Source organism: Allobosea sp. 10L417, from assembly GCF_056395485.1.
Map to the genome: position 1 here is coordinate 269184 of NZ_JBFTJP010000007.1, position 13078 is coordinate 282261.

13 protein-coding genes are annotated in these 13078 nt (G+C 64.6%); 6 read left to right on the top strand and 7 right to left on the bottom strand.

Annotation, left to right across the window (positions count from 1 at the left end):
- The first annotated feature begins 7 nt into the window (after window positions 1-7).
- Genes AC1DE3_RS18675 through AC1DE3_RS18685 form a run of 3 tightly spaced genes read left to right on the top strand, consistent with a single transcriptional unit; the run spans window position 8 to window position 3160 of the window.
- Window positions 8-898 (top strand): ABC transporter permease subunit, encoded by an 891-nt coding sequence (locus tag AC1DE3_RS18675; RefSeq protein WP_476852647.1) that lies wholly within the window; start codon window positions 8-10, stop codon window positions 896-898.
- Window positions 899-928: 30 nt separating this feature from the next.
- Entirely contained in the window at window positions 929-1669 is a 741-nt protein-coding gene (locus AC1DE3_RS18680) for a glycerophosphodiester phosphodiesterase family protein (RefSeq protein ID WP_476852648.1), read from the top strand.
- 3 nt (window positions 1670-1672) lie between these two features.
- Window positions 1673-3160, top strand: a complete 1488-nt coding sequence (locus AC1DE3_RS18685; protein WP_476778720.1) for a mannitol dehydrogenase family protein — start codon at window positions 1673-1675, stop codon at window positions 3158-3160.
- 229 nt (window positions 3161-3389) lie between these two features.
- Here AC1DE3_RS18685 and AC1DE3_RS18690 read toward each other — a convergent pair whose 3' ends face one another.
- Window positions 3390-4844 (bottom strand): aromatic amino acid lyase, encoded by a 1455-nt coding sequence (locus tag AC1DE3_RS18690; protein WP_476852649.1) that lies wholly within the window; start codon window positions 4842-4844, stop codon window positions 3390-3392.
- Between the two features lie 174 nt (window positions 4845-5018).
- On the opposite strand from AC1DE3_RS18690, the gene AC1DE3_RS18695 reads away from it, so the two are divergent.
- A complete protein-coding gene (locus AC1DE3_RS18695; protein ID WP_476778722.1) occupies window positions 5019-5768 on the top strand; it encodes a GntR family transcriptional regulator in 750 nt (249 codons plus the stop codon).
- 3 nt (window positions 5769-5771) lie between these two features.
- Here the strand turns inward: AC1DE3_RS18695 and AC1DE3_RS18700 are convergent, their stop codons facing one another.
- From AC1DE3_RS18700 to AC1DE3_RS18725, 6 genes are read right to left on the bottom strand one after another with little or no spacing between them, the layout of a single operon-like run.
- The gene (locus AC1DE3_RS18700) at window positions 5772-6551 is read right to left on the bottom strand and encodes an enoyl-CoA hydratase-related protein (protein ID WP_476778723.1); all 780 of its coding nucleotides are present in this window, start codon (window positions 6549-6551) and stop codon (window positions 5772-5774) included.
- The gene (locus AC1DE3_RS18705; protein ID WP_476778724.1) at window positions 6552-7331 is read right to left on the bottom strand and encodes an enoyl-CoA hydratase/isomerase family protein; all 780 of its coding nucleotides are present in this window, start codon (window positions 7329-7331) and stop codon (window positions 6552-6554) included.
- Window positions 7332-7367: 36 nt separating this feature from the next.
- Window positions 7368-8243, bottom strand: a complete 876-nt coding sequence (locus AC1DE3_RS18710) for an amidohydrolase family protein (protein WP_476778725.1) — start codon at window positions 8241-8243, stop codon at window positions 7368-7370.
- Window positions 8236-8850 (bottom strand): carboxymuconolactone decarboxylase family protein, encoded by a 615-nt coding sequence (locus tag AC1DE3_RS18715; RefSeq protein WP_476852650.1) that lies wholly within the window; start codon window positions 8848-8850, stop codon window positions 8236-8238. Before AC1DE3_RS18715 ends, AC1DE3_RS18710 begins: the two co-directional genes overlap by 8 nt.
- An 11-nt stretch (window positions 8851-8861) precedes the next feature.
- Window positions 8862-10067 carry a CaiB/BaiF CoA transferase family protein gene (locus AC1DE3_RS18720; protein WP_476778727.1) on the bottom strand — a complete coding sequence of 402 codons (1206 nt, stop codon included), beginning with the start codon at window positions 10065-10067 and terminating at the stop codon, window positions 8862-8864.
- The gene (locus AC1DE3_RS18725; RefSeq protein WP_476778728.1) at window positions 10060-10686 is read right to left on the bottom strand and encodes a glutathione S-transferase family protein; all 627 of its coding nucleotides are present in this window, start codon (window positions 10684-10686) and stop codon (window positions 10060-10062) included. Before AC1DE3_RS18725 ends, AC1DE3_RS18720 begins: the two co-directional genes overlap by 8 nt.
- A gap of 266 nt (window positions 10687-10952) precedes the next feature.
- Between AC1DE3_RS18725 and AC1DE3_RS18730 the strand changes: the two genes are divergently transcribed.
- Together AC1DE3_RS18730 and AC1DE3_RS18735 are read left to right on the top strand one after the other, a co-directional pair.
- Window positions 10953-11966, top strand: coding sequence for an amino acid ABC transporter substrate-binding protein (locus AC1DE3_RS18730; RefSeq protein WP_476778729.1), 1014 nt, complete (start codon window positions 10953-10955; stop codon window positions 11964-11966).
- Window positions 11967-12101: 135 nt separating this feature from the next.
- Window positions 12102-13073 carry a Bug family tripartite tricarboxylate transporter substrate binding protein gene (locus AC1DE3_RS18735; RefSeq protein ID WP_476852653.1) on the top strand — a complete coding sequence of 324 codons (972 nt, stop codon included), beginning with the start codon at window positions 12102-12104 and terminating at the stop codon, window positions 13071-13073.
- Window positions 13074-13078: the final 5 nt, after the last annotated feature.

Here is a 13078-nt window from a genome sequence, read left to right on the forward strand (position 1 = left end):
GGCGGCGATGAACGAGCGCACACCCGTCATCGACGCGATCTGCCACCTCATCTTGCTCGCAGGGGCCGCGCTCGTCTGCCTGCCGATCTACTTTGTCTTCGTCACCGGTTCTCTCTCGCAGGCCGAGATCATGCGTGTGCCGATGTCCTGGCTGCCCGGCAGCCAGTTCTTCGCGAACATGCAGACCGTGCTGAGCAGCGCCAATTTCGGCCGGCTGCTGCTCAACTCCTTCGTCATCGCCACCGGCATCACCGTCGGGAAGCTTGCCGTTTCGGTCATCGCGGCCTTCGCCGTCACCTATTTCCGCTTCCCCTTCCGGATGACCGCCTTCTGGCTGATCTTTATGTCGCTGATGCTGCCGATCGAGGTGCGCATCGTGCCAACCTACGAATCTGCCGCGAATGTCGCCCTGCCGCTCAACATCCTCGGCTCCTGGCTCGGCATCCGGGCGCTGGTCGACCTCGACTGGAACCTCGTCAATACCTATTCGGGCCTGATCCTGCCGCTGATCGCCTCGGCCACCGCGACCTTCCTGTTCCGCCAGTTCTTCCTCACCATCCCCGACGAGCTCTGCGAGGCCGCGCGCATCGACGGCGCGACGCCCTGGCAGTTCTTCCGGCTGATCCTGCTGCCGCTCTCGCGCTCGAACATCGTGGCGCTTGCGATCATCCTCTTCCTGATGGGTTGGAACCAGTATCTCTGGCCGCTGCTGCTCACCACCGAGCCCGCCATGGCCAATGCAGTAATCGGGCTAAAGAAGCTGATGCCGCAGGGCGACTCGCTGCCGACGTGGCATCTCCTCATGAATGCGGCCTTGCTAACGATGCTGCCGCCGACCCTCGTCATCCTCGCCCTCCAGCGCTGGTTCGTGAAGGGGCTGGTGGATAGCGGCAAGTAACCGACCAATAGGCAAGCAGGGCTCATCGACATGCGGATCATCGGTCATCGCGGCGCGCGCAACATCTGGGCGGAGAATAGCCTGAGCGGCTTCCGCAATGTCTGCGCCTTGAGCGTCGACGCGGTCGAGCTCGACGTCCACCTGTCCAGCGATGGCGAGATCATGGTGATCCATGACCCGCTGCTCGATCGCACCACCGATCACAAGGGGCCGGTCGCGCATCTCTCGCGCGAGGCCATCGCCAAGGTGAAGCTTGACGACACGCTCGGTGAGACGATCCCGACGCTGTCGGAGGTGCTCGACATCTTCGGTCCGACTGGGATCGAGCTCGAGATCGAGATGAAGATGGATGCCTTCGGCAATCCCTATCCCGGACTGGTCGACAAGGTCATCGCGCTGGTCGAAGCCCGCAAGATGGCGTCGCGCATCGTGCTGACCTGCTTCGTCCCGGAGGTTATCGAGGACATCAGGGCCAAGGCGCCCGCCATGCGCAGGCTCGCCTCGGTGGACCGCCGCTCCTGCGAGGCTTTCGGCGGCGTCGATCGCATCTTGCAGCGTTTCGTCGATCTCGGCTGCATCGTCGCGGTCGAGCAGTCGCTCCTGCGGCTGAGCGTCGATCGCGCCGTCGGCATCGTCGGCCGCGACAAGCTCGGCGCCTGGGTGCCCAATACCGTGGGCGAACTCGATTTCTGGCTCGGCCAGCCAATCTCGCAGATCACCAGCGACCGCCCCGATCTCGCCCTGCAATTGCGCGCTGCGAGGAAGGGCTGAGAGATGGCGGTGCGCCTGTCTCGCGCCACGCTCGGACAGCTCGGGCCGTCCATACGCGTCCCCCGCTACTATGCAGACGAGTTGAGCCCCGGCCTCGTCCATATCGGTGTCGGCAATTTCCACCGCGCCCATCAGGCCGCCTATCTCGACGAATTGTTCGAGTGCGGACTTGATCGTGACTGGGCGATCGTCGGCACCGGCGTGCGCGAAAGCGACGCCGAGATGGGCCGCGATCTCGCCGCGCAGGATTTCCTGACCACGGTGGTAACGCAGGAAGCCCAGCACTCGCAGGCGCGCGTCACCGGCGCGATGATCGATTTCGTGCCCCCCGGCGACAGTGCCGTGATCATCGAGCGCCTGGTCGATCCCCGCACGCGCATCGTCTCGCTGACCGTGACTGAAGGCGGCTATTATATCGACCCGGCGACGCAGGCTTTCGATCCCGGCCATCCCGACATCGTCGCCGATGCGGCGGATCGCCTTGTCTCGCCGAAGACCGCTTTCGGCCTGATCGCCGCCGGACTGCTAAGGCGGCGCGCGGCCGGCCTGCCGGCCTTCACGGTGATGTCCTGCGACAACCTGCCGGGCAACGGCCACGTCACTGTGGACGCCGTTGCCGGCCTCGTCGATCTCGTCACCCCCGACGGCGCGCGCTGGATCCGCGAGAACGTGGCCTTCCCGAATGGTATGGTCGACCGCATCACGCCGGCGACGTCAGAGCGCGAACGCAAGGCGCTGCGCGACGATTTCGGCATCGACGACAGCCGCCCGGTCTTCTGCGAGGATTTCCGGCAATGGGTGCTGGAGGACAATTTCCCGGCCGGGCGCCCTCGCCTCGAAGAGGTCGGCGTGCAGTTCGTCGCCGATGTCGCGCCGTTCGAGCTGATGAAGATCCGCATCCTCAACGGCGGCCACGCAGCGATCGCCTATCCCGCCGGCCTGCTCGACGTCCATTTCGTCCACGATGCGATGCAAGACGCCCAGATCGCCCGCTTCCTGTCCGCACTTCTCGACGACGAAGTCATTCCCGTCGTCCCCCCTGTCCCCGATACCGATCTCGCCGATTACAAGCGCACGATCGAACGGCGCTTCGCCAATCCGAAGATCGGTGACACCATCCGTCGCCTCTGCCTCGACGGCTCCAACCGCCAGCCGAAATTTATCCTGCCGACGCTGCGCGATGCCTTGCAGGCGGGGGGGCCAATTGACGGTCTCACATTGGTGAGTGCCCTGTGGTGCCGCTACTGCTTTGGCGAAACAGAAAGCGGACAAGCCATCGCGCCGAATGACCCCAGTTGGGCGCGGCTCAACGCCCAAGCACGACGAGCACGCCTCGAACCGGAAGCCTGGCTGCAGATGCCGGACATCTATGGAAACTTGCCGGACGATCGACGCTTCCGGGAAGCGTTCGGCCGAACACTGCAGAGAATCTGGCAATCAGGAACCCGCGCGAGCATCGATCACTATCTCGCATCGCGTAGTTCCCCTTAGGCATGTCCAGCTCGGGGCGGGATACCTTGCCACTGCGGGCCCTGGCCTATGTCGAAATTTGAAGGCGCTTCACCCTGGTGTCGTACCTTGAGCAGATCGTCTATTCGGGCCCGGAACTGGGCTTTCCCAATGTCTGAGGAGGGCACAACTGCCCTCCTCACTTCCATGCAAAATGCGCCACTTCCGAATATTGGCTGAATTCCCGAAAGCGGACATGCCCTTGCGATAGTTAGGCCATTCCGATTAGGCGGTCGATTTCGGCATCGTTTGCAGCGAGGTAGTCGATCAGTTGTCCAGCATGAGGCACGCGTTGCCCGGCGCCTGCATAGGGAACGGCGCGTCTGACGAACGCAAGGAGCTCAGAAGTTGCTAGGCCGAGTGGCTTGGCCCTTCGCATCTCGACGGCTTGCGCCGCCACCATGAGTTCCATGCCGAAGATGGAGCGGCAGAGTGTGGCCATGTCCGCCGTACGGCGGGCTGCAAGTCCAGCCATGCTGGCGCGATCGAGATTGCCGTTGGAATGACTGGAGCTCGCGATTTCGCTCACCACGGGAGCGCCGAGAAGCCGTGCCTCCGAGGTGATCGATTTGTGAAACTGCGCGAGGCCGTTGAAGCCCGGCAGGCCGACGCCGTCTTCCTCGATCAGGCCGACGCTCAAGCCCGACCAGAATGAGTCCGCCTGCTTGGCCAGCCGTTCGGTCGAGCTGGTTACCACCGGCACCATGGCGAGCCGGGCGGTATCCAGCGCCATCGCCAGCGCGACCATGTCGAAATTGGCGACCGAGACCAATTGGCGTTGCTCGATCGCCACGATCGGATTGTTCTGGCTCGCGCTCAGTTCGATGGCGAGTTGCCTGCCTGCAAAAGCGAGGCTGTCTGCAGCGTTCCCGTGAAGAAGCGGCAGCGAGCGGAAACTCAGCGGATCCTGGAGATGACGCGGCCCGCCGGGCTGCATCAGGTAGCTGCCGGCCAGATAGTTTCGGATCGCGCGGCCATGACGTAGCACGCCGTCGAAGGGACGCGAATTCAGTGCGGCTTCCGAAACGATCGAGGGATTGGCGGCGAAGCCCTCCATGCTGAACGCGCCGGCAAGCGTCGCGAAATCGAGCATGCGCGCGAGATCATGGAAAGCGAGAGCCGCCGTACCGATCGAGAGCGCACTGGAATTCAGCAGGGCAAGGGCTTCCCCGGCGGCGAAGTCATGGTCCTTGTAAATTTCCAGCGCGAGATCGGCGATGGGCGACATGTCGCTCTGGCCCATCGAGCCCCAGAGGTGGACGTCGATCCGGCGATCCGTGTTCAGCGCATCGACCAGCATCTCAGCCATCACCGGCCTGACGCCGAGATAGCCGGTCGCCATGCTGTTGAGCAGCACGACCATCATCGCCCTCACCGTCTCGTGCGCGGCAAGGGGGCCGTGCCCCATATTGTGGGTCAGGAGCAGGCGGCGATTGAATTCGGGAATGCGCTCAAGGGCGAGCACGGTGCCGGTCTTGGCTCCGACGCTGCTGGTGACGCCGTAGATTTTCTCGCCCTTGCCGACAACCTCGTCGACGACCTCGCGGGCGCGGACGATGCGTTCCATCGCCTCTCTGTCGAGAGCCACCCGCGCCCCGAACCGGGCGACCTGGACGATCCCTGCCGGGTCCAGGTTTCGGCCGGAGATCTCGATGATATTCCGCATGATGATCCGTCCTGCATGCCAGCGACGACCAGCCATCCGGGCGCGAGCGTCATGCCGGGGCGAGCATCTAAAGGACAATAAGCTAGTTAATCGGATTAATATCGCGCCCCCGGCTCGTCAACTGCAGGGTATTGCGATACCCTGCCGAATATCTCAGGCCGCATTGGGAGCCGCATGATCGTCCGCAGCGTTTCTTCGAAGCCGTTGGAATTCAAACGAACGGGCATTTCCCGCTATCATCAGCTCGCCACGCTGTTTCGGCGCCGGATCGAGGCCGGGCAGTGGCAGGTCGGCGCGCAGATTCCAACCGTCGACGAGCTTTCGACCGAATGCGGGGTGGCGCGGGCGACAATCCGCCAGGCGCTCGACCTACTCGAAGACGAGCAGCTGATCGAACGCTACCGGGCGCGGGGAACGTTCGTGCGCCGGCGGCCGGCGGAGAACCTGTGGTGTGAGGTCGGCACCGACTGGTCGGGGCTGCTGCGCCCGAACTACGACGCGACGATCGAGATTCTCCATGACGAGCCCGATGCGATCCTCCATGGCTTCGAGGGGCAGATCGGGACCCTCGCTCCGGCCTACCGGCATGTCCGGCGCCGTCATTGGCGGCATGGGCAGCCCTTCCTCCTGGCCGATCTCCATATCGATGAACGGCTTCGCGACCGCATGGCCCAGCGTGATCTCGAATCGAAGACGGCCCTGCGCCTGGTCTCCGAAGTCGAGGGGGTCGAGATCATGGATGCGCGCCAAACGCTGACCATAGGCACGGCCGATATCGAGACCAGCGAGGCGCTCGGGATTTCCCTGGATTCGCCGGTCGCCTTCGTCCATCGGCAGGCCTTGGACCAGGACGGCATGCTGGTGCTCGATGCGAAGGGCATCTATCGCGGGGATGTCGTGAAATTCGATGTGAAGCTGCGCTAGCGCTCAGCTTCCCTTGAATTGAGGTGGGCGTTTTTCCAGAAAGGCACGCATTCCCTCTTTTTGGTCCTGCGTGTCGAAAAGCTGGACGAAGGCCTTGCGCTCCAGCGCGAGCGCCGTCTCGAGGGGTACGTCCTGCCCGAGCTGCACGACCTCCTTGATCGCCAGGACGGAGAGCGGCGGCATCGCAGCTACGGTCCTGGCAAGAGTCAGAGCCCGCTCGAGGGCGCTCCCGTCGGGCACGATCTCCGATAGCAAGCCTGCATCGAAAGCCTCTCGCGCGGTTAGGGGCTCTCCCGTCAGAGCCAGCCTCATGGTGCGGTATTTGCCGATGGTCCGCAGAAGACGCTGCGTCCCGCCTGCGCCGGGCATGATGCCGACACGGATTTCCGGCTGGCTGAAACGCGCGCCTTCACCGGCGACGATCATATCGCAGCACAAGGCCGTCTCGCAGCCGCCGCCCAGGGCATAGCCCTCGACGGCCGCGATCAGGATCTTCGGGCATCTTCGCAGCACCGTGAACATCCGGTCTGTTTCAAGCGCCTGATGTCGGGCCGGGCTCATCGACTCCATCTCGGCGATATCCGTGCCGGCGATGAAGTAGCCGCCAGCGCCGGTCAGCACGATGACGCGCACATTACTGTCGGCCTCGAGCGTCAGGACGGCGTCGGCAATGCGCGTCTTGATCTCGAGGTTCAGGGCGTTGCGACGCTCCGGGCGGTGCAGCGTGACGACCGCGACGCCATCGGAAACGTGCTCGACCGCTACGATTTCGGGCGTGCCCATCTAGCGGCCTCCGAAGACCGGCTTGCGCTTTTCGGCGAAGGCGCGCTGCGCCTCCTTCGTATCCTCGGAGGAAGCCAGCGCCACGGTCTGCGACTGCTCGAAGCGATAGCCGTCACGCAGTTCGAGACCCTCGGTGACGTTGAAGGAGCGCTTGGCAGCCTGGACGGCCGAAGGGCTCTTCGATGCGATCTCGCGCGCAATCTCCTGTGCCAGCCCGAGCAACTGCTCCGCCGGCACGCAATGCGAGGCGACGCCCATCCGGTAGAGCTCGGCGCCACGCACACGCCGCGCCGTGTAGATCAGCATCCGAGCGTCGGATTCTCGGAAGAACCGGCGGACATGGCTCACGCCGCCGGCCAGCCCGACATCGACCTCGGTCATCGCGAAGAAGCCTTCCTCCGCCACGAGGATGATGTCGCAGCACAGGGCCAGCACGCAGCCCGCGCCAATCGCGGCACCATTGACTGCGGCGATGACGGGCTTGTCGCACTCCATCACCGTATCGAAGGAGGCGCGCACGAGGCGGTTATGGCGCGGATAGGCGCCCGGCTCTTCCGCCAGACCGGGCCGCTCCTTCAGGTCGGCGCCTGCCGAGAAGGTCTTGCCGGCACCGGTCAGCACGATCGCCCGCACGTCGGCGCGGTCGCTGAGGCCATCGAAGACGGCGACGATCTCCTCCCGGAACTGGCGGTTCTGCGCGTTGACCGGAGGGCGGTCGATCGTCACCGTCGCGACGAAATCGCTGACGTCGACCGTCAGGCATTCAAGGGCGTTGGCCATCTGAAACTCCGTATCGAACGCGGCCCGGGGCCGGCATCAGAACCCGTAGAGCGCGCGGGGATTGTCGATGAGAATCTGGCGCCGCAATTCGGCATCCGGAACCCATTCCGCGAAGAGATCGAGCAGATGCCCGATATCGGGAGCCCGCTCGGCGAGGCGCAGATGTGGCCAGTCCGAGCCCCAGACCACGCGTCCGGGGTTTGCCGCGATGAGGGCGTCATGGAACGGCCGGACATCGGCGTAATCCGGAAAATCCTGCGAGCAGCGGCACAGCACGAGCTTGATCCAGAGCCAGCCCTCTTGAAGTGCGTCCAAGATCGCCCGGAACGACGGATCGCCCAGCCCGCGCGCGATCTGCAGGCCGGCCATATGGTCCAGCACGATAGGAATGCCGCTGGCGCGGTAGAGCGGCAGGTTCACGACGTGCCGGTCTATCCCGGCCCAGATTTCCGCATGCCAGCCCCTGTGCCGCATACCGGGAGCCATGGCCTCGAGATGTTCGGTGCCGACCGAGCCCGGGAAGGGACCCGTCCCACCAGGCACGGTCATGTCGTTGAAGCGCAGGCCGCGGATGCCCGCCGCGTGCCAGGCGTCGAGGTCGACCTGGGGAACCCGCTCGCTTGCAGCGGCGATGCCGCGCAGACTCCCCTCGCCTTCAGCCAAGGCATCGAGGATGGCGGAGGGGTCTTCGCCATAGGCGCCGGGCTGGACGAGGACGCCATGGGTCAGGCCGGTGCGCTCCTCCGTGTCGCGATGCGCTGCCGCCGGCGCCAGGGGCGCCGCATAATGCATCTGGTGCGATACCGGGAAACGCTCATAGGGCCCGAAGACATGCGCATGGCAGTCGCAGGCCCCGGCCGGAAGTTTCCAACCGGGGGCACGATGCGATCTAGGAGCAACTGTTTCAGTCACGGCCGGCGTCCTCGGCCACGCGTATGGAGGCAGGCAAGCGTGTCGGTCCATCCTGCAGCTCGGGCAGAGGCGGAGCCGCTCCGTCCGGCAGCGGGATTCCATGTGCATTCAGCGTCATCGACACCATCGTGTAGTAGCCGATCACGCCCGTGAGTTCGACGGCACCACGCGGTCCCCACCGATCGACGATTGCTTCATGCACGTCGTCGGGAACGGTGCCGGTCTGCACGAGCAGGCGGGCATATTCATAGATCTCCCGCTCCTCATCCGCGACGAAGACCGGCGCCTGGCCCAGCCGGATGGCCTCGATGCAGTCCGCACCCAGGCCCGCGACCTTCGCCGCTTCCGCATGGATGTGGAATTCGAGCTGGCTGTTCCAGTGGCGGCCAACGACGAGGATGGCGAGCTCGTTGAGCTTGGCCGGCAACAGCGTCGAATAGCGCAGGAACTCGCCGAGCCTGGACCAGCGCGTGGCGAGTTCCGGGCTGTGAATCACCGCTCGCAGCGGCCCGATCAATCGCCCGCGCGGCCCGGATACGACCTCGTCATAGACCTTGCGCTGATCCGTCGTCAGCTCATCGACGGCCGGGAGGTGGAGGCGCCCCATTCTGTCTTCCATCAAGCTTGTTCGGCCAGGCCGATGTCACGGAGAATTTCGTCGGTATGCTCCCCCAGCAAGGGCGGGGGGCGATCGAACGAGAGGGGTTCGTTCTCGAAATTCAGCGGGCTGACGACCTGCGGGACCTTGCCACCCAGCGCGTGGGGCAATTGGCGTAGCATGCCCCGATGCCTGACTTGCGGGTCGTCGAACACTTCCGGCACCGTGTTGATGGGCGCGCAAGGAACCCCGGCAGCATCGAGCATGGCGATGAGCCTGTCGCGGTTGAAACGGCCAAAGGCCTCACGCAGCAACGGATCGAGCAGGGAATGGTTGGTCACGCGGGTCGGATTGCTGGCGAAGCGCGCGTCGCGCGCCCATTGCGGCTCGCCCAATACCTCGCAGAGCTTGGCGAACTGCCCGTCATTGCCGACCGCCAGCACGATGAAGCCATCGGCGCAGGGGAAGACGTCCTGTGGCTGGATATTGGGATGGCGATTGCCGCCGCGGACCGGCGCGCGCCCGGAGACCAGCCAGTTCATCGCCTGGTTGGCGAGGAAACCGGTCTGAACATCCAGCATGGCGAGGTCGATATTGTCGCCCTTGCCGGTCTCGTTGCGCCTCACCAGCGCGGCGAGCACGCCGACCGCAGTATACATCCCGGTCATGATGTCGACGATGGGAACGCCGACCTTCTGCGGCCCGGCGCCGGGCATGCCGTCGCGTTCGCCGGTGACGCTCATCAGGCCGCCCATGGCCTGGATTGCGAAATCATAGGCCGCAGCGGATTTGCGCGGGCCGCTCTGCCCGAAGCCGGTCACTGAGGCGAAGATCAGGCGCGGATTGATCGTCTTGAGTGCTTCGTAGTCGAGGCCGTAACGCTTGAGCGTCCCGACCTTGTAGTTCTCGACGACGATGTCGCTCTTGGCGGCCAGCCGGCGGACGACGTCCTGCCCCTTCGGGCTGGTGATATCGACGGTAATCGAGCGCTTTCCGCGGTTCACCGAAAGATAATAGCCGGCTTCGCTGGTCGGGTTTCCGGCCTCGTCCTTGAGGAAGGGCGGACCCCAGGAGCGCGTGTCGTCGCCGGCTCCCGGCCGCTCGACCTTGATGACGTCGGCGCCGAGATCGGCCAGGATCTGGGTCGCCCATGGCCCGGCCATGATCCGGCTGAGATCGAGGACGCGGACATGGCTGAGAGGGCCCTGGCGCCGGGTTTCAGCCATCGTCCCTGACCTCGGTGGCGACGGCCGACGGGCGCTGGCGGAAGGCTCCATGCCATTGCGCAAGCCTAGGATGACCCGCCCGCCAATCGAAATCCGCGTAGCGAAAGTCGAGATAGGACAGGCAGCAGCCGAGCGCGATGCCGGAGAGCTGCAGCGGTCCCGGCGCGATCGGCCCGGCCTCACTCTCGAAGCGCGCGAGAGAGGCCGCAGCCTTGGTGGCGAAGCTCGACAGCCACTCCTCCGTCTGCCGCTCGGCAGGCTTGTTGCGCTCGTTGCGCCAGAGGATGAGCAGGTCGAGAAGCCCGGTTGCGAGCGCGTGTCGGCTGAGCTCGCTCCAGCGCTCCGGCCCCTTGGCGGGAATGATGACGCCGCCACCGGCCAGGGAATCGAGATACTCGCAGATCAGGCCGGAATCGATCAGGACCGAACCATCGGCCAGGACCAGCGTCGGGATCTTGCTCAGCGGATTGTCGGGCAGCAGATCCGGGTTCGGCCTCGTCATCTGGACGACCGTGCGTCGCAGCGTCAGTCGATCGGTGAGGCCCAGCTCATGCGCGGCCACCATCACCTTTCGTACGAACGGCGATCGAGGAGACCAGTGAAGTGTCATGTCGCCCATTGCATGCTCTCGGCTCGATCGGCATCGATCTATTAAGTCAGCTTTATGGCCTATATCAACCACGATCTGTCCTGTCGAGCGCAGCGGCGGTGTCGCACAAAGGCAGAAAGCCGGGGAATCCCACTAAAATCGAAACTTATATCTCCTGAACCCACCGCGCTCCGGGGGTGTATCCCTCGGATTCGGCATTGGCCGCCCAGTTGACGGAGCGATAGGGTGACAATAGGCTAGTCTTATGGCCTTTTTAAAATGTTCGGGAGGAGAGAATGAAGGCACTGCATGTTGTTCTTGGGGTAGCGGCTGCCTTGGTATCGGCTGCGGCGGCTCAGGCCGGGACGCTCGAGAAGGTCAAGGAGCGCGGCGAGCTGATCTGCGGGACGAGCCCGGGCGTTCCCGGCTTCTCGCTGCCGAATGGGCAAGGCCAGTGGGGCGGGCTCGATGTTGATCTCTGCCGTGCCATCGCGGCGGCGGTCCTGAACGATGCCGGCAAGGTCAAGTACATCTCGCTCAACCCCAAGGATCGCTTCGCGGTCGTGCAATCCGGCGAGGTCGATGTGCTCTCGCGCCAGACCACCTGGTCGCTATCGCGCGACACGACGCTCGGCCTGTCCTTCTCGGCGATCACCTATTTCGACGGCCAGGCGCTGATGGTCAAAAAGTCGCTGGGCATCAAATCCGCGAAGGATTTGGGCGGCGCGACCGTCTGCGTCCAGGGCGGCACGACGACCGAACTGAACATCGCCGATTTCTTCCAGAAGAACGGGCTGAAGTACGAGCCAGTGAGCTTCGCCTCGGGCGATGAGGCCATCAAGGCGTTTGAGGCCGGCCGCTGCGACGTCTTCACCACCGATGCATCGGCGCTCTACGCCTACCGGCTGAAAATCGCCAACGGACAGGATTTCGTGATCCTGCCGGAGCTCATCTCGAAGGAGCCGCTTGGACCGGCCGTCCGTCGCGGCGACGAAGCCTGGGCCAATATCGTCCGCTGGACGCATTACGCGATGGTCAATGCCGAGGAGCTCGGCCTGACCTCGGGCAATGTCGACGATCAGCTCAAATCGGCCAATCCGGAGATCAAGCGCTTCCTCGGCGTCGAGGGCAATCTCGGCGACGGCCTCGGGCTGACGAAGGACTGGGCCTACCGGATCGTCAAGCAGGTCGGAAACTACGGCGAGAGCTACGAGAAATATCTCGGGCCGGCGTCGCCGCTGGGCATTCCGCGCGGCGCCAACAACCTCTGGTCGAAGGGCGGCCTGCAATACGCCCCGCCGGTTCGCTGACAGAGCACGCTGCTTCCTGAAACGCCCTGCGAAGGCAGGGCGCGATCACCCTTTCGCACCTGGTGGCGACGGGGCGCCGCGCCAAGTCGAACGCCAAGCCGATCCAAGAACGAAAACAGGAGGGGAAACGTGAAGATGAGAGCGTCGAGCTTGAAATTCCTGGCGATCATCGCCGCCTTGCTGGGCACCGCAGCGACGGAGGCCGCCGCCCAGAGCTATCCGACGAAACCTGACCGCATGATCGTTCCTTTCGCGCCGGGCGGGCGCGTCGAGGCCGTTGCGCGCCTGATCGCGGATGCTCTCAGCAAGGATCTGGGCCAGCCCTTCCTGGTCGAGAGCCGCCCCGGTGCCGGAGGTGCCACGGGCGCGGACTTCGTCGCGAAGGCGCAGCCCGACGGCCATACGTTGCTCCTCTGCTCGGCCGGCGTGTTGTCGATCCTGCCCAATGTCGACAAGAAGCTGCCCTACGACCCCGTCAAGGATTTCACACCCGTGGCGCGGCTTATCGAAGGCTTTACCTTCATCGGCGCCTATCCCGGCCTCCCGGCCAAGTCGATGGCCGAACTCGTAGCGCTCGCGAAGCAAAAGCCGAACAGCATCGGCTATGCCTCCAGCGGCGTCGGAACCTACAGCCATCTGGCGGGCGAACTCGTCAGCATCGCATCGGGCGCTGCGCTCAAGCATGTCCCCTATCGCGGCAGCGGCCCGGCATTGAACGACATCGTGGCTGGGCATATCCCGCTGATGATCGGCGGCGAACTCGGGGAACTCGCCAAGGCCGGAAAGATCCGCATCCTTGCCACCACCAACGAGAAGCGCTCGCCGGAATTCCCGGATGTCCCGACGATGAAGGAGAGCGGCTTTCCGCAGTTCGTCGCTCATTCCTGGGTTGGCCTCGTCGGCCCTGCACACATGCCGGGAACAGTCGCGGACAAGCTGAACGTGACGCTGGCACGGGTCATGGCCGATCCTGCGACGCAGGAGAAGCTGCGCGGCCTCGGCGGCGAGCCGGCCTATCAGCCGGCTGCCGATTTCGGAAAGACGGTGGCGCAGGATCGCGACATCTATGCCGAGATCATCGCCAAGGCGGGGCTCAAATTCGATTGATCAAC

Excerpts from the sequence above, each read along its gene's own strand:
- AC1DE3_RS18725 (WP_476778728.1), bottom strand. The coding sequence starts at position 10,686 with ATGGGCGACATGACACTTCACTGGTCTCCTCGATCGCCGTTCGTACGA.
- AC1DE3_RS18700 (WP_476778723.1), bottom strand. The coding sequence starts at position 6,551 with ATGGGCACGCCCGAAATCGTAGCGGTCGAGCACGTTTCCGATGGCGTC.
- AC1DE3_RS18735 (WP_476852653.1), top strand. The coding sequence starts at position 12,102 with ATGAGAGCGTCGAGCTTGAAATTCCTGGCGATCATCGCCGCCTTGCTG.
- AC1DE3_RS18715 (WP_476852650.1), bottom strand. The coding sequence starts at position 8,850 with ATGGGGCGCCTCCACCTCCCGGCCGTCGATGAGCTGACGACGGATCAG.
- AC1DE3_RS18675 (WP_476852647.1), top strand. The coding sequence starts at position 8 with ATGAACGAGCGCACACCCGTCATCGACGCGATCTGCCACCTCATCTTG.
- AC1DE3_RS18690 (WP_476852649.1), bottom strand. The coding sequence starts at position 4,844 with ATGCGGAATATCATCGAGATCTCCGGCCGAAACCTGGACCCGGCAGGG.
- AC1DE3_RS18720 (WP_476778727.1), bottom strand. The coding sequence starts at position 10,067 with ATGGCTGAAACCCGGCGCCAGGGCCCTCTCAGCCATGTCCGCGTCCTC.
- AC1DE3_RS18695 (WP_476778722.1), top strand. The coding sequence starts at position 5,019 with ATGATCGTCCGCAGCGTTTCTTCGAAGCCGTTGGAATTCAAACGAACG.
- AC1DE3_RS18705 (WP_476778724.1), bottom strand. The coding sequence starts at position 7,331 with ATGGCCAACGCCCTTGAATGCCTGACGGTCGACGTCAGCGATTTCGTC.
- AC1DE3_RS18730 (WP_476778729.1), top strand. The coding sequence starts at position 10,953 with ATGAAGGCACTGCATGTTGTTCTTGGGGTAGCGGCTGCCTTGGTATCG.
- AC1DE3_RS18685 (WP_476778720.1), top strand. The coding sequence starts at position 1,673 with ATGGCGGTGCGCCTGTCTCGCGCCACGCTCGGACAGCTCGGGCCGTCC.
- AC1DE3_RS18680 (WP_476852648.1), top strand. The coding sequence starts at position 929 with ATGCGGATCATCGGTCATCGCGGCGCGCGCAACATCTGGGCGGAGAAT.